General features: G+C 44.5%; 21 protein-coding genes. 14 read left to right on the top strand and 7 right to left on the bottom strand.

From position 1 onward, the window contains the following. Positions 1–6: 6 nt before the first annotated feature. Entirely contained in the window at positions 7–1344 is a 1338-nt protein-coding gene (gene argH, locus B5X68_RS23595; protein ID WP_082217235.1) for an argininosuccinate lyase, read from the bottom strand. Between the two features lie 156 nt (positions 1345–1500). Between argH and tnpA the strand changes: the two genes are divergently transcribed. From tnpA to B5X68_RS23575, 4 genes are all read left to right on the top strand, one after another. Continuing rightward, the gene (tnpA, locus tag B5X68_RS23590; protein ID WP_082217234.1) at positions 1501–1968 is read left to right on the top strand and encodes an IS200/IS605 family transposase; all 468 of its coding nucleotides are present in this window, start codon (positions 1501–1503) and stop codon (positions 1966–1968) included. Positions 1969–2027: 59 nt separating this feature from the next. Then, positions 2028–3200, top strand: a complete 1173-nt coding sequence (locus B5X68_RS23585) for an AIR synthase-related protein (RefSeq protein ID WP_082217233.1) — start codon at positions 2028–2030, stop codon at positions 3198–3200. A gap of 150 nt (positions 3201–3350) precedes the next feature. Beyond that, on the top strand, positions 3351–5060 hold the full coding sequence (locus B5X68_RS23580) for a PQQ-dependent sugar dehydrogenase (RefSeq protein WP_082217232.1): 1710 nt from the start codon (positions 3351–3353) through the stop codon (positions 5058–5060). A gap of 145 nt (positions 5061–5205) precedes the next feature. After that, positions 5206–9522, top strand: a complete 4317-nt coding sequence (locus B5X68_RS23575; protein ID WP_082217231.1) for an FG-GAP-like repeat-containing protein — start codon at positions 5206–5208, stop codon at positions 9520–9522. A 64-nt stretch (positions 9523–9586) separates the two neighbouring features. On the opposite strand, the gene B5X68_RS23570 is transcribed toward B5X68_RS23575, so the two are convergent. Continuing rightward, positions 9587–10165, bottom strand: a complete 579-nt coding sequence (locus B5X68_RS23570; RefSeq protein ID WP_082217230.1) for an O-methyltransferase — start codon at positions 10163–10165, stop codon at positions 9587–9589. Positions 10166–10268: 103 nt separating this feature from the next. Here B5X68_RS23570 and ypfJ point away from each other — a divergent pair, with 103 nt between their 5' ends. After that, complete coding sequence (ypfJ, locus tag B5X68_RS23565) at positions 10269–11117, top strand: KPN_02809 family neutral zinc metallopeptidase (RefSeq protein ID WP_082217229.1); 849 nt, start codon at positions 10269–10271, stop codon at positions 11115–11117. A 54-nt stretch (positions 11118–11171) separates the two neighbouring features. Here the strand turns inward: ypfJ and B5X68_RS23560 are convergent, their stop codons facing one another. Further along, positions 11172–13118: a T9SS type A sorting domain-containing protein gene (locus B5X68_RS23560; RefSeq protein WP_082217228.1), complete on the bottom strand. Its 1947-nt coding sequence runs from the start codon at positions 13116–13118 to the stop codon at positions 11172–11174. Positions 13119–13557: 439 nt separating this feature from the next. Between B5X68_RS23560 and B5X68_RS23555 the strand changes: the two genes are divergently transcribed. Both B5X68_RS23555 and B5X68_RS23550 read left to right on the top strand, forming a co-directional pair. After that, positions 13558–14481 (top strand): DUF6268 family outer membrane beta-barrel protein, encoded by a 924-nt coding sequence (locus B5X68_RS23555; RefSeq protein WP_082217227.1) that lies wholly within the window; start codon positions 13558–13560, stop codon positions 14479–14481. A 166-nt stretch (positions 14482–14647) separates the two neighbouring features. Beyond that, entirely contained in the window at positions 14648–15118 is a 471-nt protein-coding gene (locus B5X68_RS23550) for a hypothetical protein (RefSeq protein WP_082217226.1), read from the top strand. A gap of 53 nt (positions 15119–15171) precedes the next feature. Here the strand turns inward: B5X68_RS23550 and B5X68_RS23545 are convergent, their stop codons facing one another. Then, positions 15172–15777 carry a Crp/Fnr family transcriptional regulator gene (locus tag B5X68_RS23545; RefSeq protein ID WP_082217225.1) on the bottom strand — a complete coding sequence of 202 codons (606 nt, stop codon included), beginning with the start codon at positions 15775–15777 and terminating at the stop codon, positions 15172–15174. 130 nt (positions 15778–15907) lie between these two features. Between B5X68_RS23545 and B5X68_RS23540 the strand changes: the two genes are divergently transcribed. Continuing rightward, complete coding sequence (locus B5X68_RS23540; RefSeq protein WP_082217224.1) at positions 15908–16480, top strand: hypothetical protein; 573 nt, start codon at positions 15908–15910, stop codon at positions 16478–16480. A 26-nt stretch (positions 16481–16506) separates the two neighbouring features. Here B5X68_RS23540 and B5X68_RS23535 read toward each other — a convergent pair whose 3' ends face one another. Continuing rightward, positions 16507–16899, bottom strand: a complete 393-nt coding sequence (locus B5X68_RS23535; RefSeq protein ID WP_082217223.1) for a T9SS type A sorting domain-containing protein — start codon at positions 16897–16899, stop codon at positions 16507–16509. Positions 16900–17237: 338 nt separating this feature from the next. On the opposite strand from B5X68_RS23535, the gene B5X68_RS23530 reads away from it, so the two are divergent. The 5 genes from B5X68_RS23530 (at position 17238) to B5X68_RS23510 (ending at position 21621) form a co-directional block, all read left to right on the top strand. Beyond that, entirely contained in the window at positions 17238–17837 is a 600-nt protein-coding gene (locus tag B5X68_RS23530) for a hypothetical protein (RefSeq protein WP_082217222.1), read from the top strand. A 68-nt stretch (positions 17838–17905) separates the two neighbouring features. Next, entirely contained in the window at positions 17906–18439 is a 534-nt protein-coding gene (locus B5X68_RS23525; RefSeq protein WP_082217221.1) for an RNA polymerase sigma factor, read from the top strand. Further along, complete coding sequence (locus tag B5X68_RS23520; protein WP_082217220.1) at positions 18423–19856, top strand: hypothetical protein; 1434 nt, start codon at positions 18423–18425, stop codon at positions 19854–19856. Before B5X68_RS23525 ends, B5X68_RS23520 begins: the two co-directional genes overlap by 17 nt. An 8-nt stretch (positions 19857–19864) precedes the next feature. After that, positions 19865–20290, top strand: coding sequence for a GNAT family N-acetyltransferase (locus B5X68_RS23515; protein WP_082217219.1), 426 nt, complete (start codon positions 19865–19867; stop codon positions 20288–20290). A gap of 278 nt (positions 20291–20568) precedes the next feature. Further along, the gene (locus tag B5X68_RS23510) at positions 20569–21621 is read left to right on the top strand and encodes an SGNH/GDSL hydrolase family protein (protein ID WP_229208539.1); all 1053 of its coding nucleotides are present in this window, start codon (positions 20569–20571) and stop codon (positions 21619–21621) included. A gap of 72 nt (positions 21622–21693) precedes the next feature. Here the strand turns inward: B5X68_RS23510 and B5X68_RS23505 are convergent, their stop codons facing one another. Further along, the gene (locus B5X68_RS23505) at positions 21694–22659 is read right to left on the bottom strand and encodes a DUF4249 domain-containing protein (RefSeq protein ID WP_082217218.1); all 966 of its coding nucleotides are present in this window, start codon (positions 22657–22659) and stop codon (positions 21694–21696) included. Positions 22660–22665: 6 nt separating this feature from the next. Then, positions 22666–25062, bottom strand: a complete 2397-nt coding sequence (locus B5X68_RS23500) for a TonB-dependent receptor (RefSeq protein ID WP_082217217.1) — start codon at positions 25060–25062, stop codon at positions 22666–22668. Between the two features lie 235 nt (positions 25063–25297). Here B5X68_RS23500 and B5X68_RS23495 point away from each other — a divergent pair, with 235 nt between their 5' ends. After that, the gene (locus B5X68_RS23495; protein ID WP_082217216.1) at positions 25298–25759 is read left to right on the top strand and encodes a MarR family winged helix-turn-helix transcriptional regulator; all 462 of its coding nucleotides are present in this window, start codon (positions 25298–25300) and stop codon (positions 25757–25759) included. Positions 25760–25761: the final 2 nt, after the last annotated feature.

Raw genomic sequence — 25761 nt, 5'->3', positions numbered from 1 at the left:
CTTTGATTAACCCCGCAATAATTTTTCCAATGCTTCTGTAACCTTGTCGTATCCAAAAGCGGCGATCTCATACTTCATACGCTCCTGGATTTCTATGGTTTGCAAGTTTCCAATGCTTCCTTCATGCGTGTGTTTCAAATCACGCGGAGCAGCATATGTTCCATCTCCAATTTCACTGCCGACCTGGCGGTATGCGTCCCGGAAAGGAACACCATGGATCACTAACTCATTAACACGTTCAACGCTGAAAAGCAGATCATATTTGGCGTCATCCAACAGGTTTTGCTTCACCTTCATATTTTCCAGCATAAAGGCGGCAATGTCCAGACAATCTAGGATTTCATCGAAAGCAGGCATTAGAATCTCTTTCAAAAGCTGCATATCACGATGATAACCAGACGGCAGGTTACTCAGAACCATCGTCACTTCCATCGGTAATGCTTTCATCCGGTTTGTCTTGGCGCGAAGCAATTCCGCCACGTCCGGATTCTTTTTGTGCGGCATAATGCTGCTTCCGGTTGTGAGGTCGTCGGGTAAAACGATGAAGCTGAAATTCTGGCTGTTATAAAGGCAAACGTCCATCGCTAATCTGGAAACGGTTGCCGCCAGCGAAGCAATGGCTGTTAATGCGGCCTGTTCCGTGCGCCCACGGCTCATTTGGGCGTACACCACATTATGGTGCATCCCTTCAAAGCCCAGCAATTCTGTGGTTAATTTTCTGTTTAAAGGGAAAGAGGAGCCATATCCTGCACCCGAACCTAATGGATTGCGGTTAGCAAGTCGGTAAGCGGCATTTAACTGGATCACATCATCAATCAGCCCTTCTGCATAAGCACCAAACCACAAGCCAAATGAGGAAGGCATAGCGATCTGCAAATGGGTGTAGCCGGGTAAAAGATCATTTTTGTGTTCTTCAGAACGCCTTACCAGCACGTCGAAAAGCTTTTCTGTGGCCTGAACCACTTCAAAAAGCCGGGCACGCGTGTACAATTTCATGTCCACCAGCACCTGGTCGTTGCGCGAGCGGCCGCTATGGATTTTTTTGCCGGTGTCGCCCAGCTTGCGGGTCAGTTGCAATTCCACTTGTGAATGGACATCTTCTACGCCATCTTCAATCGCGAAGTGGCCTTGTTGAATCTGGGAGTGAATTACTTTAAGTTCCTGCTCCAACGCGCTGAGGTCCTCAGCGGTTAATAGCCCAATGGTTTCCAGCATTTTAGCATGTGCCAGATTGCCCAGTACATCATATTCCGCCAGGTTGAGATCCATTTCGCGATCCCGTCCGACGGTAAATTTTTCTATTTTTTCAGAAGTAACCGTATTTTCTTTTTGCCAGAGTTTCAAAGCACTTGTAAATTGAAGTAGAAGATGATATTGACATTACAAATTTACAAGCAAATGGGTATAAACCGTCATTTGAAAATGACGGGGATACTTTTGTGATGTGACCGAGGTTACCGATTACCGTCTAATGAATATTTCAATTAATCATTATTCATTATGAGTTGGACGAGAGTTTGGGTTCACATGGTATTTGCGACAAAGTATAGGCACCCGTTTTTAAATGATTCAATCCGGAAAAATGTCTTTGCGCATATGCATAAGAATGCTTGGGAGAAGGATATTTTTTTGGATGCCGTGAACGGATATACAGATCATGCGCATTGCTTGGTTTCTTTATCTAGAGAACAGACCATCAGTAAAGTCGCACAGCTTATAAAGGGAGAATCATCTTTTTGGATTAATAAAAATAAATTGACGAAACGGAAATTTATGTGGCAGGATGATTATTGGGCGGTCAGCGTAAGTGAGCGACATGTAGAAATTGTGAGAAATTATATTAAAAACCAGGAAGAGCATCACCGCAAGCAGTCATTTAAACAAGAAAATGAAAGATTTATGAAAAAATACGGATGGGAACCAGCCAACCCGCAATCGCCCTCACCCACTAGCCGTTCACTTAAGTGAACGGACATTAATAGGGGGATTTTTGCTATTTTTGTGCCAAATTTATTAAATACGCTCAAATGAAAACTACCGACCGTTATCTCCAACGCGGTGTCTCGGCTTCCAAAGAAGATGTGCATAAGGCAATTGAAAAGATAGATAAAGGGCTTTTTCCAAAAGCTTTTTGCAAAATCGTACCCGATACTTTGGCCGGCGATCCGGAATATTGCACCATTATGCACGCCGACGGGGCGGGGACAAAAACATCCCTGGCTTATCTGTATTGGAAAGAAACCGGCGATATTTCTGTTTGGAAAGGCATTGCGCAAGATGCGATCGTGATGAATACGGATGATCTTTTGTGCGTGGGAGCAACCGGGCCGATGTTATATTCGTCGACCATTGACCGTAACAAAAACCGGATTCCAGGTGAGGTGATCGCTGAGGTGATCAATGGTGCGGAGGAAGTTCTGGAAATGTTGCGCAGCTATGGCGTCGAAATTTACAGCACAGGCGGCGAAACAGCCGATGTGGGTGATCTGGTTCGGACGGTTACGGTAAACAGCACAGTGATTGCGCGGATGAAAAGGTCGGAAGTCGTTGATAATGCAAACATTGCCGCCGGTGACGTGATTGTTGGGCTTGCATCCTGCGGACAAGCAACATACGAGCAAATATATAATGGTGGAATGGGTAGCAACGGCCTTACTTCTGCCCGTCATGATGTTTTAGGTAAATATCTCGCAACAAAATACCCGGAAAGCTACGACCCTGAAGTAAGCCAGGATCTGATTTATAGCGGAACAAAGAAACTGACCGATCCCGTAGAGGGAACGCCATTGAATGTGGGCCAGCTTGTGCTTTCACCTACAAGGACTTATGCTCCTGTCGCTAAGGCATTGCTGGAAGAAATGAGATCAGAAATTCATGGCATGGTGCATTGCAGCGGAGGCGCTCAGACAAAAATTCTACATTTTGTTGACAACCTTCACATTGTCAAGGATAACCTACTTCCAGTCCCGCCACTGTTCAAAATGATCCAGGAAGAAAGTGGAACCGACTGGCAGGAAATGTATAAAGTGTTCAATATGGGGCACAGACTCGAAATTTACCTTTCTCCGCAACATGCAGAGAGGGTTATTGAAATTTCGAAATCATTTGGAATCGATGCCCAGATTGTAGGCAGGGTAGAAGCTTCTGAAACGAAAAGACTCACTATTACGAGTGAATTCGGGGAGTTTCAGTATAACTAGCAACATTTAAGCACTAGAAGATAAAGGGCCCTCTGATTTTACATTCAGACGGCCTTTCTGTTTAAAATCGCTGTTGGTTACATTAAGGCACAGATATTGTAGTATTAATGCAAGGCAATTGTAGAAATATTACTAAAATCTATCTGGCTTATGAAAAACTTCAACTTTCAATTTCTTTCCAAAATCTCCCTTACTTCGTCATGCTTGTTTCTTTGCATCTGTCAGGCAATGTCCCAGGCACCCGAGGTTGCGATCGATACGCAAAAACCATTTATCACAGGCCTCACGTCTGCCATGCAACTTGTACATGCGGGTGACGGTTCCAATCGGATTTTTGTTGCTGAAAGAGGCGGTATAATCAAAGTTTTTGCGCCCGGTGCATTGGGAACGCCTATCACTTTTCTTAATTTGAATCAAAACGGACAGGTTGTGCTTACAGGCAATGAAGACGGTTTACTGAGCATTGCTTTTCATCCTGATTTTGAAACAAACGGATATTTTTACGCTTATTATTCCAATCTGCTGGGCGATCTTGTGGTGGCAAGATACAGGGCCACTAACCCCGCCAGTAACAATACCGTAAATCCCAACACAGGCTTCGAAGTTATTAAAATTCCACATCCCATTAATACCAATCACAATGGGGGAGAAATGCATTTTGGAAGCGATGGTTTCTTGTATTTGTCAATCGGGGATGGAGGCGGCAGCAATGACCCCAATCAAAATGCCAAAAATCCGGATGTGCTTTTGGGTAAGATTCTCCGTATAGATGTGAATGTTCCGGATACGAACCCTGTTAAATATGCGATTCCGGCAGGGAATCCCTACAACAACCCGGTATATGCATTAGGGTTAAGAAATCCTTTCCGATGGAGTTTCGACAGGCTTAACGGCGATATCTGGATCGGGGACGTCGGGCAGGGAGCCAGGGAAGAAATCAACCACCGGACTCCTGCACAGCTGAACAATGCCAATTTCGGTTGGCGGTGTTTTGAAGGCGATATACCCACGCCAGACATTGACCGGACGGGATGCGATGCCGCCGGGCCATATGTGGATCCGGCCTATGCATATGCAAACGGCACGCGCGGCAGGTCCGTGGTAGGCGGCGTGGTATACCGGGGCACACGCTCTCCGCTGATGTATGGCTGGTATATCGGCACGGATTACTTTTCAGGGGACATCCACAAAATTTCCGCGGATGAATCCGTCAAAAGCTATGAAACCTCCACGGTAACAGGAATTACAGACATAGGTGAAGACCAAAGCGGAGAAATTTATGCGGTAACCGGCAGCACTATTTATCGTATCATATCCGATTCGCAATTGCCTTTGACATTGGTAAATTTTTCCGGAACGCGAGGAAATGAAGGGGTAAAATTGTCCTGGTCAACTTCGAGTGAAGAAGATTTCAGGGGCTTCGACGTAGAACAAAGTTTTAATGCTGTTCAGTTTGAAAAGGTTGGCACGGTAAGCGGTGAAAACGCTGTTTCAGGCTCGCAATACACTTTCTCTCATCCTGTCGATTTAACCAGCGACCTTTATTACAGACTGAAAATGATTGACCAGGACGACAGCTTTGAATACTCAAAAATCGTTGTCGTAAAGTCAACCGATGCATTATCCGCAAACTTCGTAAGGCCTTCACTTATCAGCAACGGCATAATCGACATGGTAATCAATGATTCCTTTACCAAAATGGAGCTTATCAGCACATCCGGAAAGGTCTTCATGTCGGAAAAAATTAGCAAAAACGGCCCATTCAGCATCCCGATCCAGGGGACAGAAACGGGGATCTATATCGTCCGGTTGACCGGGAGGAATAAGGTAATGCAGCAGAAGGTTTTAGTGGTGCGATAAGGCAATATTTACCGGCAAAAAAGTGAATGCTACCTTTCATTCAACGAAATGGTAAGAGGTTAATGCAAATCTGAAATTTGTGACAAAACTGAGCGAATAGCGCTGCGGTGAGTAACAGATTTGCAAACTTTTAACATGAAGTGGAATGAGAAAAAAATACTTAGGAAGCACTTTTTTTGTATTGCTGGTTGCGTGCAGTGCAATGCGGTATTATCATTTCAGAACAGCCGATTCACCGCATAAGCCCAAATTGCTGGAAGCACAGCGCTCAGCAGGCAAATCGAAACAAGGGAAATTGTCAGAAAACGGCAATGTTCCGGACAGCACGCTCGCGACCATTTACAGCAGCATTGCAGCGAGGGAGTATCATGTTACGAAGGATCCCGTTTCCGGCATTCCGCAAAGTCCAAATAGAAAGCAAAATTTGCGCGCGTATTTCAAGCCGGGGCTTTTTACGATCAAAAACCGCGTTGACTCCGCAGGTCATGACTTCCGGTTAACCTTGAAGTTGGACGGTTTATATGCAGACAGCAGGAAGCTGGCAATCTCATCTGAGGACACGGCGACCGTTATTACCGAAAACAAGATCCAACTCAGACAAGGCATCCTTACAGAAGAATATATCAACACCGAAGCAGGCGTCAGACAAAATTTCATTGTACAAAACGCGCCTGGCGGCACTGATGAGCTCGCGGTAAAATTGGCCGCCGAGGGTCTGATTGTCAAGCAGCTGCCTAACAATAAGCTAGAATTTTATGCAAATGAAAAGAATGACGATGCACCAAAGCTCACCTATGACGGCCTAAAATGCTGGGACGCAAACGGAAAAGATCTCCCGGCAACGCTGTCTTACAAAGATGGTTTAGTACAAATAGCTGTAAACACAAAGTCCGCAGCTTATCCTGTGACCATTGATCCGCTTGTTTCAAGTGGAAATCCGGGCAATGCTAATGCATTGCTGGTTGGTAAGCAGCTGGGAGCACAAGCAGGGAGTTCTGTTGCAAGTGCAGGAGATGTGAATGGTGATGGGTATAGTGATGTGATTGTAGGAGCGCCTTTGTATGATGCCAACAAACCAAATCAAGGAGCATTTTTTGTCTATTTGGGCTCATCTATTGGAATAACGGTTAACAATGGCATCACTTACACAGGAGACAGTAATGTTGGCAATGCGTACTTCGGAAGTTCATTGTCAAGTGCCGGGGATGTCAATGGAGACGGATTTAGTGATGTTATCGTAGGTTCATGGGGTTATTCGAATAGTGAAACGGAAGAAGGCGCAGCGTACATTTATTACGGTTCTGCATTTGGTCTAAACCTAACTTCGGTGAAGATTGAATCAAATCAGGCAACAGCGTCATTTGGACAATCTGTGGCGGGAGCAGGCGACATTAATGGAGATGGATTTAGTGATGTTGTTGTTGGAGCGCCAAGTTTCACTCATGGTGAACAAAACGAAGGTGCTGCTCTCATCTTTATGGGCTCACAATCAGGAATCTCAAGCACCCCGTCTGATACATTAGAATCAAATCAGGCATCTTCATATTATGGACAATCGGTAGCTTGTGCAGGAGATGTTAATGGTGATGGTTTTAGCGACCTCATTGTCGGAGCATATTTTTACGACAACCTATTTTCGCCTAACCTGGGTGCGGCATTTATTTATTCTGGCGCAAGCTCGGGTATCGTGCATAGTCCTGCAATGACATTGTTTGGGCAGCAAGAAGGTTCAAAATTTGGTTATTCAGTAAGTAGTGCGGGCGATTTGAATGGGGACGGATATAGCGACGTAATAATTGGCTCGCCGAATTATGCAAATGGACAGAACCAGGAAGGCGCCGTAAGTATCCATCTTGCCTCTTCGCAAGGAATAGGAATTCAAAATCAGGCAAAAACGCTCATGGAAGGCGGCCAAGCCGGAGGCGCTTTTGGTTCTTCAGTCGCTTGTGCTGGTGACGTAAATGGCGATGGATTTAGTGATGTGATTGTCGGAGAGCCTGGTAGGGATAACGCTGGAAATGTGCAAGAAGGTTGGGCGCATGTTTATTTCGGTTCAATAACGGGAAGTTTACCGGCAAAATCTTTCGTGACCAGCAGTCAAGCCGAAGCCGAACTAGGAACTTCCGTCGCTAGCGCAGGTGATGTGAATGGTGATGGTTTTAGTGATATTATTGTCGGGGCGCCGTCTTACAATCAAGTGACAAATGACGATGGAATTGCACTTGTCTTCCATGGATCTGCCGCAAGTGTTGAAACAAATTTTAGCGTGCAGATTATAGCTAATCAAGCAGGTGCTGATCTTGGCTATTCTGTTTCGGGCGCGGGGGATGTGAATGGAGATGGATATGATGATGTGATTGTGGGTGCACCTTTTTATGACAATGGTGCTAACGATGAAGGTGCCGCCTTTCTTTACCGATCAGACGGGATGGGCGTAGATCTAAGTACAATGTTGATAATATCAATGGGACAGGCTTTGGCTAACTTTGGCCACTCCGTTGCGGCTGCTGGTGATGTGAATAGCGATGGATATGGTGACGTGATTATTGGAGCGCCTCTTTATGATTTAAAAGGGGTCACTGATTGTGGGGCCGGATTTATATATTATGGTTCGCCTAATGGTCTGTCAGTAGCAATAACGAACATTCAATATAATCTAACGCAAGGAGCACGAGTTGGGTGGTCAGTTAGTGGTGCGGGAGATTTAAATGCAGACGGCTTTGACGATATCGTGATTGGAGTACCTTCCTATGGTACTTATTTAAAACCAAACGTTGGTGCTTTTATGGCTTCTTATGGATCAAAAACTGGTATCAAAAATGGCGTAGCATATTTTCAATTGGGAAGTCAATTTGGATCTGAATTTGGTAGCGCTGTTTCTTCGGCAGGAGACATTAATGGTGACGGCTATGATGATGTCATCATTGGTTCTTTTAAATTTAATGGTAGTGCAAATACTCAAGAGGAGGGAGCTGCATTTGTCTATTATGGAGGCGAAGATGGTTTGGGGAACTCAGGAACTATTCTGGATTTGAATAAAACGAAAGCATTAATGGGGTGGGATGTGGCTGGCGCAGGGGATATCAACGGCGATGGCTTCTCTGACGTAATTGTCGGTCTTAAGAATAACAGCAATGGCGAAGCTAATGAGGGAGCAGTTGCGATATATTATGGTGCCTCATTAGGGATTCAAAAGCTCACACCAACAATTATCGAAAGTAATCAGGCAGATGCATTAATGGGTGCTTCTGTTGGCTCGGCGGATGTTAATGGGGATGGTTATAATGACATTCTTGTCGGATCACCAGCTTATACGGATGACCAGGGTAAAGAAGGTGCGGTGCTCGTATATCATGGCTCTGAAAATGGTGTTATCACTTCTGTTGCTGCTATAATTGGTGGAAACCATATAAATTCTGGCATGGGCTATTCAGTATCCTCAGCCGGAGATGTTAACGCTGATGGAATTGAGGATGTGATTGCTGGTGCTAATCAATTTTCAGGAACAGGGCGGGCATTCATCTATCATGGCAATGGCGATGGCATCAGTGTAAATAATGACCGTGCCGTCAGAGGAAACCTCAACCTTTACAACAGCGATCTTTCAACAAGCATAAGCAAAGACAATCTGGGAAAGGATGACTTTGGAGTTGGGTTGTATGCAAAGTCCTTTTTGGGACGTAATAAGGGTAAGGTGGTTTGGGAAATCATTGGCCAGGGTCAAAGCTTTTCGCATGCGAGTCCTATTACAAATAGTACGCAATCAACGGGACAGGGAAATTTGACGGATTTACTGACTACCGAGGTGGAATTGAAAAGCTTGGTTGACAAAACAGACTTCCTGAACAAAATCAGAGCGCGTGTAAGATTTAGTCCTGTATTAGCGATCACCGGGCAAGTTTACGGTCCGTGGCGCTACGCCGATGCCCCCATTCTTGCGGATCCGAGCACATTGCCTGTTGAGCTAGTCAGGTTTGAAGCGAAAGCCAATGAAAAGCAAGTGGACTTGACATGGGAGACGGCGTCCGAAATGAACAGTGATTATTTTGAATTGCAGCGTAGCAATGATGCCAAAGCCTGGGAAAAAATCGGATCTGTTTATTCTGCCGGCGATAGCAAAAAGGCAAACTCGTATAGCTTTATCGATTTTAAACCCCAAACAGGAGCAAATTACTATCGCCTGAAAATGATTGATAAGGACAAAACGTTCGCGTACAGCTCAATCAAGTCAGTTAAATTTGAAGGAAAACCGACGGGCCTTTTTCCTAATCCAGTGACTAACACACTGAATATAGACTCTGAAACTTTGAACACGGAGATCTCCATTTACGACGTTTCTGGAAACGAGGTGCTTCGAAAGGCTGACGAAAACGGGATCAAGACAATGGATGTCAGTCCATTAATTCCTGGCAATTATTTGATTAAGCTGAAAGACAAGTCCTTTCACATTATCAAGAAATAACATTCTAACAAACAAAATCGCCGATTTTACATTGTTGATAAGATGTAAAATCGGCGATTTTCATTCACACCTTCACCGCAATCACAATCCCGGTGGCCCAAACCTGTTTCGTCAAAACCAGATCCGTTCTTTTTTCCAGATCTTCAATAAGTTTTATCGCTTTCAGATCATGACCTTCGGGCCAGTTGGGCTGCGGGAGCATGTCGTCGATAATGTAGTAGGCGCCCTTATTTAGCATTTCCAGCACTTCGTCCAGCATTAAGTATTTGCCATGCCAGGTGTCGGCAAAAATGTAGTCAAACTTTTCCGTAAGATTATTTTCCACCCATTCGCCACCGTCGGTTAATGTTAGTGTAAGCCGGGAATCCTGCCCCAGATGATCCTTGGCGATAGCCAGAAATTCCGCTTCATTATCAATGGAGACCAATGTAGAGGCATTGTCCATACCGTCCAGTATCCAGGCTGTTGATAATCCGGTGCCGGTTCCCAGTTCCAGAAATTTGCCCGCTGGCTTTGCAGCCGCTAGTGTTTTAAGTAGTGAGCAAGTCTGAATGTCCGAGGCCATTGTAAAACCGGATGCTTTTGTGGCATTGTCAATCGCTGTGTAAGCTTCGGGTAATGGGTGGTTAATTTCCTGGTTCATTGTCGGCTGTTTTGTTTTTGTGAGCTAAACTTATACAATAATTATCAGTGACGTATATTGGCATGGTTTTTATTCACTTGATAACATCTAAACATCTGAAAATATGCGTTGGCAGGATTTACGAAGAAGTGGAAATGTAGAAGACCGCCGGGGAATGTCTGGCGGTGGTAAAGTTGCGATTGGTGGCATTGGAATGATCATCGTACTCGCGATCGGCTTGTTAACTGGACAGGACCCTGGTGAGATTTTGGGCAATTTACAAGGAACGGAAACGCAACAACCTGCACAAACCCGTCCTCCCGGTCCGCGTCCTGATGACAAGACAGCCGATTTCGTGTCTGCGGTCCTAGGCAGTACTGAAGACGTTTGGTCAGATATTTACACGGCCAATGATGCCCAGTACGAAAAACCGAAGCTTCAGATATTTGAAGATGCCACGCAAAGTGCTTGCGGAGGCGCGTCTTCCGCTATGGGACCTTTTTACTGCCCTGCGGATCAGAAGGTGTACATTGATCTCGACTTTTGTAATGAACTGCGCGACAGGTTCAAGGCGCCCGGTGATTTTGCCGTCGCATATGTGGTCGCGCACGAGGTGGGGCATCATGTGCAAAATTTGATGGGCATTTCAGGCCAGTTGCAAGAACAGCGCGGCAGGATCAGTAAGGAAGAATACAACAAGTTGTCCGTAAAGCTTGAATTGCAAGCCGACTTTCTGGCGGGCGTTTGGGCAAACCATGCCCAGCAGATGAGCAATATCCTCGAACCGGGTGATCTGGAAGCTGCATTGACTGCCGCTAACGCAATCGGTGACGATAAACTCCAGAAGGAATCGCAAGGTTACGTGGTGCCTGACGCGTTTACGCACGGAAGCTCACAACAAAGAATGTATTGGTTCAAAAAAGGCTTTGAAACCGGCGATCTGAATCAGGGAAAATACGAGGACATTAAATAAATTGTCGTTTACATACGAACTGAATCTGAGCTGGATAATCACCGATTATCCGGCTCATTTTATTTTAACAAACTGCTGTGTTGTATTTCCAAATCGGCAGAGATACAAGCCGGGTGAAAGATTACCTACATTCAGGTTTGTTTCGTTTGTTGTTGCAGAAACTTTCTCTACAACACGGCCCATTACATCGATAATTGAAATCTCACCTTTAAAATCCAGCGTGTTCACCAAGAGTATGTTTGAAACGGGATTAGGATATAGTTTTGACGTTTCCTGAATTGGATGTTGAATAAATACAATTGAAGAATGTTCAAATTTTCCATCCCAATCCAACTGCTTTAATCTGTAATAATTTTTGCCACGTAAAGGCTCCGAATCTATAAAGCGATACGATTTACTTTCATTAGAGGTCGTGCCATTTCCTTCAACGTAACCAATCTTTTTGAAATTTCTTCCGTCAATACTTCTTTCAATCTCAAACCCTTTATTATTTGTTTCAGAAGAAGTTTCCCAGGTCAATTTTGAATGGCCACTCTCAGTTTCTCCTTTAAATGATACAAGCGTAACTGGAAGGGTGCCGTTTTCCAAAATTCGGGTAGCATATATTCCCGGAGCGTTTTTCCGTCCATCCAGCCAAGTTACAATTGCTCCGTTATCGTCGTTACTGATCATAGCCATTGACTGAAAATTTCTTCTATATTCCGCAATAGGAAGTGAATTCCATAAAGGCTGCCCTGTACTGGATACATTTTGCATGTGTACACCACGAATGCCAAACGGGTCGTCTTCATTATAAATGATAATAGCACCACTTTTGCCATCACGCACAATTTTTGGAAGACTAAGATAGCCCTTGCGTAAAGAAACATTCACTCCATTTACTGCCCATATCGCATCTCCCGCAGCATTGATACGCTGTGCATAAATACTGTAATTTGTAGATCCATCACCGGACCTTCCGTCCAGCCAGGCGATGATTGCACCTCCGTTATCGTCGCTCACAAGCACTGGATCCCTGTGCCCCACAGGTGCGCTACAAATAGTAATTGCATCTGGCTTTGCAAGTGTTCCGTTACCTAAAACATGTTGTGCAAAAATGTGAGTAACAAAGGACTGGTTCAAAGTTTTAGACCAGGTCAGGAAAAACCCTCCAAGTCCATCACTCATAAAATCTGGTTGTACTGGGTAAAATGTGGGAGACACAGCCTGGACACCACCTGCTGGCCATACTGCAGCTCCAGAAGAATTTATACGTTGGGCAAATACGTAGTTTTGATGAACGCTGATTCCTCTCTGAGTCCAGGATACGATGATACCGCCGTTTCCGTCGCCCATCAGCGGATGTACAGTATGAAAATTAGGCGAGGAAGTTATCAGTATACCGTTCGTGGTCCATAAGGCAGTTCCAGAAGCGTTAATGTGTTGTCCGTAAACACTATAATTTGTGCTTCTATCATCATCTCGCCATGTAATAAAAGCACCCCCTTGACTGTCACTTACAATAAACGGGGAAGATTGTGTATTTTCCGCATCGCTGATGACTACTCCGTCTTTCTTCCATTGCACTTCACCGGTTGCATTAATGTGTTGTGCATAAATGTCACCGGTCGGAATGTGGGCCGGTGGACCATTGTAATTTCTTTCGTCGCTCCATGTTATGATTGCTCCACCACTGCCGTCAACAGCCAGCTGCAAACCACTTAAACTCGCATTCATCATCGGCGCAGTACAAATGGGCACTCCATTGTTTTGCCATTTAATAATTCCATCCTTGTCAATCCGTTGCGCGTAAATATGGGAACCTCTGTCCCGGTAGTCGATCCACGCAATGATTGCACCGCCGTCACCATCGCTGATTATTTCAGGATCCGACTGACTGATCGCACCTTGGTACAAGGGTGTGCTACAAATTAAATTATTTACATCGTGTTGAGCGCTCCATTGTGCAAAACAAGTCGGACAGATTAAAAGTGTTAATAGTAGTGTACAGATCTTGATCATTTTTTCTCGATTTTAATGTGCGAACAGGAATTGTGAAACGGCCGGATTTCGTCCATTTGTTAAAATGATGACTTGAAGAGAGCTGAGTATTAATGCTGGTGAATCCGAAGATTCATGAACGGAGACTATAAAAATGAAATGCCGTAATCACATTTGCGGAACACACAATGTGTCTGTATTCGCGCAGTTACATTTTATATGAACAAATGTAAATAAAACTTTATTGAAGTGTACTTTGATGAGAAAAAATTTATGACCCTAATTTGATAGTACGACGTATATATATGCCCGCTTTTTTCGTTGGAACTTATTGGAAATCCAATTTCGTTACCTGCTCATAACAAGTGATTTAGTGCCGGGATGTGGAATGTATTTCAGGATTTCCATTGACCAAATGAGTGTGCATACGCGTACCAGTAGACCTTTTCAAGTGTAATATATGCAGTTTCGCAGCCCCGGGCCATTTTTCGTTATACTCACATTGTTGAGCGCACATGCTGTGTGCCAGTCACTTAAACCCGGACTTGAAGGGATGGCGCCTTCCAAATGGCTGACCATCCGCAACACACATGCCCCCGGCAAAACATATCGCTTCAACGGAACCGATACCAAAAGATTTACACAGGAAGAATATTTCATGCGCGCCTGGGTGCCACTGGTCCACAATAAAAAAGTGACTGTGCTGCTGGGTCCCAATTATCGCACCGAGCAACTTGAATTTAAAAGCACTGGTGAAAACCCGGTAAGCCACATGGAGGGCTGGAATTTGCGTACGTTCGCGCTGGATCTTAATTCCGTGGTTAAACTGGATAGCAGTTCCTGGTTTATTTTTACTTCGCATGTCAATAAAAGTGGTGATTTTGGAAGATTATATTGGCGTGAAATTCCGGTTAACTTTACATTGTCTGCATCTTTTTTGCGTAAGAAAAGTATGAATAAGGAAGTTGGATTGGGTGTAATGATGAATAAGAGTTTCAGGGTAACAGTCCTCCCGGTTTTTATTTTTAACTACAATTTCTCCGATAATTCAGGGCTGGAAATGATGCTTCCCAAGAAGATCGCTTTCAGGAAAAATATATCACCTTCGGATATCATTTACTTAAAGTCTGAGGCCGTGAGCAGGACTTATTATCTGCAAAAATTCAATGATGATGCACTCGGGGTTTGCCGTCGTGTCGACATTGATATGGGCATGTCGTATAACCGGAAGATTGGTAATTATGCGGGTGTTGAAATATTTGGCGGGTATCGGCAAAACATCTCCAACAGGTTAATAGAAGGTGCCGTCCCCGTACGTACTTCCGGGTTTGCAGCCACAGTTGAGTTCTATGTACAACCTCCCAAATTCAAAAAGAGGAAGTAAATAGAATGCGGTTACAATCACTGGTTGAAAGCAGTTTAATTCAGTTTTTATTTAATTGGATTGGTCTTTTCATCCGAAATGATCATGTTTATTTGGGCTAAATTTTTTATGGGAATTATAATTATTAATTTCGCCCGACATAACTGCTAATTTTAATTCATATTTTATGAAAGCTAAATCAATTAAGTTTTTTTCACCTCAGGAGAATCTTCCAAAAAGTGAGGTGACCAAATCAAAGCCTAAACCATCCGGTTACATTTCTGCAACAGGTAAAATTGTACTTCCGGTTGCTGCTCTTGAAGAATTGGGAATTGAAGCGGAATCTACGCGATTCAAAATCGGAACGGACCAGGGAAAAAGAAAGATCAATACAGTATATCTGATTCCTGCTTCGGACGGTACGGACTCATTCGAATTGGTAAAAAGCGGCAGAGGATATGTGATCCCGCTTGCCATTATTTTGAAACAAGGCGGCGTAGCTTATGATACTACGAAATATACATTTACAGCAACACCATTCAATTATGAAGAAGGTGTTGTGGGCTACGAATTAGCATTGGCCAGTTCCGAGCCAAAGCCAGCTTATACCGGCAAACCACGTGGCCGCAAGCCAAAAGCTGTTGAGCAGGCTGGTTAAGAATCGAGTTTTTTTAATTGTGTAAAATGCAAAAGCCGCAAATAAACAGAAGTTTATTTGCGGCTTTTGTCAAAGTTAATAGTCTTCAAACACCGGCTGAAAGTTGCGGCAGTTGTGCCCAAATAGGTCGCAATGTAATGGTCGGGAATGCGGCGGAACAATGAGGATGGTTGATTAACATAATGCTCAATACGCTGTTCAACAGACAGATACTTGAAAACTTTGACACGGTCGGTGAAATTGATAAGGTGCTGTTCCAGCAATTTCACAGCCAACCCGGCCATATAAGCATCTTCTTCCACCAGCTTACGGTAAGCGTCGTACCCTATTGCATATACGATGGTATCTTCCAGCGTTTCGAGCACCTCATTTGACAATTGTTGCAGCAGAAAGCTCTCCGCAATGCATACAATGTCCCCGTCGGAAACCAGCAGCGATGTGATGTCTTCTGAACCGCGCAAATAATAAGTGCGCATGACGCCTTTTTCTATCAAGTAAAGATTGGGGCTAACCTGCCCGAGATCCACCATAATCCGCCCTTTCGGAATAATAAACCGTTTCAGGTTTTTTGTAAAACGCTCCTTCACTTCTTCTGACAGCATAAACTGCGAAGCCTCCAGTATCCGGTCCAATGGTTTAATCTCACCTGCGGTTTTCATCAAATCTTGTCGTAGAACAACGTGTATCTATGTCGCAGGACAAGATATAAATTAATATCATTCCAGTTACTTTGATCAGGACAAAAACGCTGTCCGGTTTGCCTTTTCCATTCACCTAACCATCCTGACTATGAAAACTTTCATTTTGCAAATTGTATTGATGATCTGCGCCATAATCCCCTGCATTGCGCAGGATAAAGGGAAGAGTGAGCTTAATATAGGTTTTGGGATCATGCCAACGGAAGATGTCGCTGCCGAAATTTTCACCGTTTTCTTTTTAGCGTTATCGGGCCGGCTTCCCGATAAAGAGGTGAATGATTTTGCATTTTCATTAAGTTACAAATATCATCTTTCCGAAAGGTTTTCATTAGGTGCGAGCGGAGCATATAATTCAGCTGCGCATGAAACCCGTTTTTTTAAATGGATCGATAATGGCCCTCGTCCCAGGACATTGGCTATTGCCGCCGAAACCAATTTCTTTTACTTGAAAAGGCCAGGGGTCAACTTGTACTCGTCCATGGGCGCAGGCTTTTTTGGTTCCTGGACAAATGAATACGATGGGCTTTCCGAAACTTCCTATATGTCACCAACCCTGCATTATTCGCCCATTGGCGTGCGGGTGGGAAAAGAAGTCGGGGGTTTCGTGGAGTTGGGTTATGGCTTCAAAGGATTGGTTAATGGCGGCCTGAGTATCAGGTTTTAAGCGTCCGACAGGCAGGCCGCGACGTGTTAACCCATCGTAATGGTCCGATAGCTGTCCACATTTTGCGTATCCAGGATCACTTCTTTGGTTTCTTTGAATGTGCCTTCGGTAATCACCACATGGTAAACGCCGTTTGGAAGTTCGTTCAGGTTGAACCGGACGCGCGAAGCGGGATCTTTTTTGTCCAATGACTTGGTGGCGAGTATATTCCCGTTTGTGTCCGTTAATTTAATAGAAAGACTTTCGCCTTTGTTTTTCATGACTGTTACATCAATTTTACCCTCCACAATTGATTTTACTTCGAAGTTCACATCTTTGGTCTCTTTGGAAACACTGAAGGTATGGTTGTTTTGAGCGAAACTGGCAGATGACATTGCAACTGTTGCGGCGATTACCAGGGAAGAAATAAGCGTTTTCATGGTTTTTGCTGATTTTAAAAAGGTTTTGTTTTTCCAGCCGCCCTTGCGTCCGGTGATACAATAGTACAGGCGCGCAATTCCCTAAAAAAACGAAATCTGCCGGAAGGATTAAAACGCCGACCAACCGCGGAAAACTAACTATAATCTCATTTTCAAGTAGTTGTAGTTGGGAAATTGCCGCATTTATAGATAAAATACAGTCATTCATCGGCTGTGCCGCACATTCAATAGGGGAATGTTCAATTTTTTAATCAGTTACCCAACCTCGGGGCTATCCCTTGTAGTTTATTTTATTGGCAGGTTGCCGGCACTTGTCATTCATATTAAACTACAATGTCATGAAAACAGAGAAGTTCATCATTTTCGTCATTTTCCTTGGACTAATCCAACTCGCTGCGTGCGAGCGAAGTAAGCTTAACGATCCGGCACCAAGTTTCCTGAGACAAAGCGCTGATTCGATCCCGGGTGACAGCATTCCGGGGGATAGTATTTTCCGTCCCGATACTTTAACAGGCGGAGGCGATAGCTTGAACTATGTGGACACATCGAGCAGGCAAGCCTTTAAAGCAGGTGAGGAGTTCCTGATCACACCTGCCATTTTGCAGGACTCGCTGGCTTATCTTCGACTAAAAGTAGTAACCAAAAAGCACTACAATTGTCGGAATAATCAAATTTCGTATAACGCCATGAACAATTTTGGGAAGATCGATGTCAGATTCAACGAGGTGCTGGGCGGCTTTCCTTGTGAAGCGGGAACAGCACCATCCGAAGCGACGATCTTTCTCGATAGAAACAACATCAGCCCCGATTCCACGTATCAACTTTACGTGAGTGCTGGTGGAAAGAACTTTCAGGGCACGCTTAAAAAATCGGGAGCGGGTTATGAGATCAGCTGGCCCTATGACAGCGGAGTAATTTTTACAAAAAAATCATTATAGTTTAGTAAGCAATTATTGATTCCCAGCCGTCCGGATCCAGTGGTCCTGACGGTTGTTAACATTCCGGATTGGATCCATTAGACGAAATATTGACGGGTTGCAGGCGTCAGGAGCGTCAGGCCCAGGAGAAGCTGTATCGCCAGTTTTATCCTGTGCTTTTTGCGTTATGCCGGAAATTTTTTGATGACAAACATGAGATCCTGACCGCTGTTAACAATGGAATGTTAAAGGTTTTTAAAAACATAGATCAGTTTGATGAGCAAAAAGGAGCGTTTTTCAACTGGCTTTACACCACCGTCCGCAATGCGGCGCTCACACAGCTTCGGGATAGCAAAACGCAGCACTTTGACTATGAGGAAATAGATGATCGACAGGGCTTCGAGTCTGACGAAAATCCGTTCGACCGGCTTGAAGCTGCTGACATCATCGTTTACTTATCTGCGTTACCCGTTGCGACACGTCGCGTTTTCGGGTTGTTTTATATGGATGGTTTTAGCGTAAAGGAAATTGGCGAATCATTGGATATTTCAGACGGAACGGTGAAATGGCATTTGAGCGAGGGCCGGAAGAAGCTGAAAGTAATTTTTGAAAAGATCTTTTAATGTGAAAAACAAAAACAAAAATATCGACAAATTTTTCTCCGGAAAGTTACCTGATCCGGAAATCCCGGCTGATGACGCCTGGGGGAAAATGAACGATATGTTAACCCCGCAAGTGCCTGCAGGAAAACCGGGCAGCTTATTCAAAATTATTTCAAACAGCACACTACAATTAATTTCAGGCTTAACATTGCTTGGGGTAACTGTTGTTGGAGTCGTTTTGTTTTTAAATAAAGAGGGTGATTTGTCAAGGGCAAGTTTAAAAAACAATCATAGTTATAAGACACAAGGGAGTATTCAGGAACCGATTGCAAGCAAGGAAAGGGCAAACCCAACCGATCACGCGGCAAAAGGAACAATTGAAAGCACGGGATCTCATGTAAATAAATCGGCGCGTTCAGACAGCAAGGCGTTGTCAAATAAGGAAGCATATTCAGGAAAAGGCGCACTTTCAGGTAAGGATGGATCTTCAACTAAAAAATCATCCCTGCAAAGAATAGCGTCGGAAAGCGAAGCGAAATATAGGGATACAGAAACAGCTACGAATAAGCAAAAGCTGAAAACCGCGCAAACATTTACAGGCAAGCAAACACCGGACGGCGACTCTGGAAATAGGCCGGACATCATTCACGGCGTTACGGAGAATAGTAAACGTAACGAGGACGCAGTGCTATCGCTACTTTTGCCAATGCCATTCAGACCAAATATTTCTCAATACAATTTATCCGGAAAGATCAAAGCAAAGTCGAAAAGCAATGTTAGTGATTTGAAAAATGCGCCCGAAGAAACAGGGGATAATGCATTTCATGTTGGATTGGAATGGAATGTCAATACACCATTTACAAAAACTGATTTTCTGTTTAACAGCATAGACAGTGTCAAAAAGCCCGCGACTTTACTTATTCCGGGCATTTGGATTTCGAAATCTTTCCGTGACAGGCACCAGTTGATGCTCACTTTTCAGGCACGCCAACCCTATTTCGGCAACAATAAACGGCTGGCTCAGGCAACGGACACCATTCCAGGCGTGGATTCGTCTCACTGGTATCGCAATACGGATCTGGTCAAAACAATCGGATTAAATGTCTCTCTGCAGTATCATTATGAATTTGTTAACCACTTTTTGGTAGGAGCTGGTGTCGTTTACGGTCACACGTCAGGCGCATTGATGCGTGTTCAGATGTTTAACCGGAACGACAAACCGTTGGAAGGGCAATTTGTTTCATTAAGGGACTCGAAGGATATCAATAAGCTTCTGAATGCAAATGTTTTTTATTTTAAGGCAGGGCTTGCATATAAAATCGGTCGGTTTCAGACAGGAATTAATATTTTAGCACCGCTTAGTAACATTTCGGCCTCATCACAATATCCCATACGCGCGGTCAACGGCCAGTTTTTCCTGAGATTCCGTGTTTGGTAACTTTGTTTATGAATTTGACTATCAAAAAATACAGCCTGGAAGATGCCTCCGATCTGAGACGCATTTTTCTGGAATCCAGGAGGGAAGCATTTTTCTGGGCCGATCCCGAGCATTTTGATCTTGCAGATTTTGACCTGGCCACTCGGCATGAGGAGATATTGGTTGCGATTGCCACCGGCTCGCCCGTTGGTTTCATCGCCTGGTGGCCGCCCGAGAATTTTATTCATTCCCTTTTTGTAGATCCCGCGTTTATGGGGAAGGGAATAGGAAAGCTGCTTTTAAATGCCTGTTTGCTTGAATTAGGCAGGCCTGCCACGTTGAAATGCTTGCAAGCAAACAGCAATGCAATCGGCTTTTACAAGGCAATGGGATGGGAAATTACAGGAGCGGGCGAATCAGATGAGGGTGATTATTTTAAACTAACCTTGCGCTGACCGCCGATCCCAGAATTGTACTACTTTTTGGAGGAAGTTACTTCGAGGCTCTGGATGATTTTGTATCCAATGAAAAGCATTAGTATTACCAATCCTGCTTCAATTAAACCCGCTAGTTGTAAGAATAAGTGTTCCATGGCTTTTTGATTTTTCACAAAGGAACATAGCGTGGAAAAATGCAACAAATTTTATTGATTCAACGGTAAATTAATGAGCCTGTGGTTGGAATGATTATTGTTGGAGTGAGATATAAGCACCACCCCATATCTCTTCTAAAAATGATTGAAGATCAGAAGAACAAATCGCACATTAAGAATCCAGACAATTCATTCAGCCGCAGGCGTTTCTTTTTCCATTCTGGAGCGGCCATTTTCACAACCACACTATTATCGTCCTGCGAAGGAATAATAGAAGATATTTTTCCAAAAAGCGATAAAGCTGAGGAGAAGGAAGAAGAAGAGCAAGTTCCGGACAGGGACAAAACACTGGCGTTTTTCGGGGACAGTCTCACAATTGGAGCAGGCGGAACCGCGCCCTATGGAAGCATTGTGGCCGCTGCATTGGCAGGCAGGCCGGTTCTGAGCGACGGGATTGTGGGGCAAGTTGCCTCACGCATCGCCGTAAGACAGGGCGGCACACCTCTCACCATTTCCATTGATGGCAATAAGCTGAATGGAATCAAGCCCGTTAAGATCACCAAACTCAGCAATTCCTTTTTATCCACACCAACAAATTACGACGAATACAGCCGAACCGGCACAGTAGGTGGCGTAAGGTGCACAATCCGGCGCACGGCCAATGCGGAGCTCGGCGAAAATTACACCATTACCCCGGCCGCGGTCAGCGTACTGGATGTGCCCGAAGATTCAGAGTTCCTTTTGGAGGACGCGTCCAGGCTGAAGACAGCCACACAGATACTTTGGTATGGACGGAACAACATTGGGAAATCCGATGCGGAAGATCAGATCATTGCCGCATTGGACAGCTCCATTGCTTACATTACGGCACCCGCTCGATACCTTGTGCTGGGCGTGCTGCTTGGACAATCGGATCGGAAAGACACTGATAATTACAAGCAGGTTACGGCCATTAATGAGAAGCTTGCCGCTAAGTATGGCAAATCTTTCGTGGAAATGACGCCGCCAACCGATGCCGAGCTGGCAGAGATCAGTTACAGCCCTTCGGATGATGACAGGACGGATCTTGAAAACCTTAATTTCCCGAGAGGTCTGCGTGCGGATGTGGGCACGGACGAAATACACTTGAATGATAAAGGTTACCAGATCATTGCAAACCGGGTTATTGCGAGAATTAAGGAATTGAAATTCTGACCAGACTGCATTTGAAAACCCGGGCAAAATGACGAAGCGAAAGTTTCGTCATTTTTTTGTTCCGGTTTAAGTTCAGGGATTGACGGTCAGACCAACTGCGTTGAAGGAAGCAAAACAGCCCAGGCCGCCTTCAATGTTGGTGTATACCAATGTTGGCTCTACGAACGGATTGTCATCATTGTTTTCCAACGATCGTTTGAACTTATAATAATGTTCGTCAATGCACATGACTTCTATCCGTACGTCCCTTAATCGCGGGTCATTTTCGACCGACTTTTCCACGCCATTTTTATCCTGATAAGTAATTGTTCTCTTTGGGCTCATAAAAACGCCGTTTCTGGGAGAATTGAACTTGATTCCGTCGAGGTTAATGTCATTGTAGACCCCTCTGTCATAATCGTAAATGTCATAACGATAGCTGTATCGAAATGGAGTAATTTCACCCGTTTCGGGATAAAATCTCGGCACAGTTTCTTCCAAAGTATATGCACCGCGGAGCGCGTAAAAGTTCTCTTCTCCTTTTACATCTTCCCAGGAAAATCGGAACCAGGCCGATGAATCGGGGCCATATCCATTCCATTCCTTATTGACGGCCAGCTCCATGGTCTTTACTCTATTAAAAGGCACCGTGCATTTTGCCCGGACAGACCTTTTTCCATCATTAACAGTCAATGTATATGTTTTTCCTGCCACCACTTTGAATGCGCCGCTGTCGGCAACGTAATTTTTTGTGGAATCATTAAACAGAAGCCGGACCTGATTGACATCATCCGCCAGGATAACCTCTGCATTGGAAACAATAATAGGATTATAAGTGGCAGGTCCAAAAAGTGGTTGCGATTCGGTGATGATCGCCTCCAAACGAGGGCTTTGTGGTGATATATAACAGGAAACGGCCAGCTTTATCTCGGTTTTTGGAAGCTTATCCTGGTCCAGGTCATTAATAAGGCTTTCGCAACCAGCTAACAAAACGGCACAAATGACCAACAGAAAATATACCGGTTCGTGGATATGGGTAAGGGCTTTAATGAAGCGCATTTTCGGTCAGAATTTAAAATTATAGCTAAAAGAAGGAAGCACGGGAAATAATGAAAAACGTGTGAGGACATTGATCCGCTGGTTAGGGTCCTTCGGGTTTTCTTTGTTATCAATGTTGTAGAAAAACGGATTTCTGCGGTTGTAAGCATTGTAAAGGCCAAATTCCCAGGTTCTTTCATGCCGCTTCTTCTTTTTGTGAAACTGAATGGCAATGTCCATCCGGTGGTATGGCTCGGCGCGGAAACCGTTCTTCTCACCATATTCATTGGTTACATTGCCGGCATCGGCAGCTATGCCCCATGGATTAGGCACGAAACGGTTGCTATAAGTCATAAACTTGGAAACCGGAATCGTGAGGGCATTTCCTGTCCCGTAAACCCAGGTCGCCGACAATGTAATGCGTTTGCTGAGCTCGTAAATCCCAACAACGGAAAGGTCGTTGCGGCGGTCGTAACGGGGGTAAAATGTTTTGCCAAAATTCAGCTCAGGAAACTTCCACTGCGTCCAGGACAATGTGTATCCTATCCAGCCCGAAAGCTTTCCTGTTTTCTTTTGCACCATAAATTCAGCGCCGTATGACCAGCCTTTGCCTGTTGTAATGTTGTCTTCCCAGTTCAGCTCGTTCGCATTTTCTCCGTTCAGACTGATGAATGAGGAGCCCTCCTTATAGCTGATAATGTTGTTCATTTTCTTATAATAGCCTTCCAACGTCAGCGCGAGGCCTGGCTTTTCAAGATCTTTCGCGAAGCCGAATGCAATCTGGCTGGACTGTTGCGGCGCCACCTTGTCGGTTGTAGGCACCCAAAGATCCGTAGGCAAACCGAGTCCTGTATTGCTCAAAAGATGCACATACTGGTTCATTTTGGCATAAGAGGCTTTAACAGAAAAGTCTTTTGCCAATTTCAATGCAGCCGAAATTCTCGGTTCCGGGCGCACATACAACTTCGAATTTGTTTCAAAAAAACTTAACCTGAAACCGCCATTTATCTTCAAAGCGGTAAATGGCTGCCAGGTGTCCTCAATATAAGCGCCGGCTTCCATGGTATTAATGGGTTTGGCTTGAAGGTCAATGTCACTGTCGGAAAAATCGCCGTCCAGCGCCAGTGCGGAAGGAACGAACCGGTGGGAAGTGATCTGCGCACCGAATTTTACGCTGTGTTTGGCATTAAGAAAATAGTCGAAATCCGTTTTCAGGCTGTAATCGCGGATCAGGCTGTTGTATTTCAAACTGAATTCGTCTTTCAGCACTCCTTTTTCAAATTGCTTATCATTAGAGAAAATATTGAAATTGAAATGGCTGTAAATCAGCGACGTGTTCACAAAAAGCTTTTGATTGATCAAATGGTTCCAGCGCAATGTCGCCGTAGCATTGCCCCAGTTCAGCCCCGACCTGTTCTGACTATCGGAGCTTTTTTCTCTGACATTAAACTTGTCACGCCCAAAATAGCCACTGACATACAATTTGTTTTTCGCACCAAAATCATAGTTCACTTTTGCATTCAGGTCATAAAAGAAATAGCCAGGCTTCACCTTGTTGTCGTAACCCGACTGCTGTTGCGCGATCAGTGGCGCAGCGAGCACGTCGATGTATGTACGTCGCGCGGAAATGAGGAAGGATGATTTTTTCTTTGCCAATGGTCCTTCCAGCGTCAACCGTGAAGAAATGAGCCCTATGCCGCCCTCACCGTGGAGCTTTTCTTTGCTTCCCTCCTTCATATTCATCTCAACAACCGAAGAAAGCCGTCCGCCATAGCGTGCCGGAAAACCGCCTTTTGTCAATTCCACGCTTTTGAGCGCATCGCTGTTAAAGACGGAGAAAAAGCCGAAAAGATGGCTCGCATTATACACAACAGCGTCGTCCAGAATGATCAGGTTCTGATCGGGCCCGCCGCCGCGCACGTAAAGGCCTGTTTGTCCTTCCGTTCCTTTTTGTACGCCTGGCATCAGCTGAAGCACACGTATCACATCTTTTTCACCAAAAAATGCCGGAATTTTTTTGATTTGGGAAATGGGAATTTCAATCTGGCTCATCTGCACCGATTCGCTCACCTTTTCATCCTGCCGCTTGCCCGAAATAATAACCTCGTCCAGCTGATTAACGGTGGATAATGAAATGTCAATCTGCTGACTGGCAACATTTCCAGCCCTTATTTCCTGCCTTTCATAACCTACAAAAGAGAAAGAAATTGAGACAGAATCGGATTTCGGGATTGTCAGCGAATAAAAGCCATAAGTGTTTGTAACGGTTCCGACCGTGGAATTTTGCAGGTAAACATTCACGCCAGGCAGCAGTTCCAGACTTCCCTTTTCGCGAACAAAACCACTAATGGTAACCTGCTCCTGAGCAAAAGCAGAAACGGAAATCATAGCAAACATTAGTAACTGGTAGAGCGGTTTGGGCATACTTAGATATGGGTTAAAATTCGTTAACGCTCGGTGACATATTATGGTATATTAAAAAAGTAATTTAACCATTCCAAGATTTTCGTAAATGATATTGATAAGAAGTACGAAGAAGTTTGTGCTTACAACGCAAAGGGAGCGGGGTTTTTGTGATTTCCTTTCCAATCAAACTTGCACATCTCACAAATCTGATATTATCTTTGCGAATAAGATATTTAGTAAATAAGATAAAAAAATGGATGAAGACCTACTCAGGAAAATAAGAAGGCTGAGCCAGCACTATGCATTTACATCGCTTCAAATGCATGAAGCTGTTGCCAGGCGGGCAGGGCTTTCGGGCACTGACCATAAGTATTTGGGTTTTCTGATGGAGAGAGGCCAAATGACAGCCGGCGAGCTTTCGGCATTAACGGGCCTCACGACGGGCGCGGTTACGGGTTTGATAGACCGGTTTGAGAAGAAAAACCTGGTAACAAGACGGTTCGCCGCAGAAGACAGGAGAAAGGTGATCATTGAGCCCAACACCGAAAACATCATGACGCTCCTGACGCCGCTTTACAAGGAATTCAGAAGCAAATCGGAAAAATTGCTTGCATCCTTTTCGGACGAAGAAAGTAAAATCATTGAAGCTTACTTTCAAAAAGCCATTGAAATAATGAACGAGGCGACGGATCAACTCAACAACAAACAATCATAAAG

This window comes from Dyadobacter psychrophilus, assembly GCF_900167945.1.
In the GTDB taxonomy this organism is placed as follows: Bacteria; Bacteroidota; Bacteroidia; order Cytophagales; family Spirosomataceae; genus Dyadobacter; species Dyadobacter psychrophilus.
This window is presented reverse-complemented; position numbering and strand designations above follow the sequence as displayed.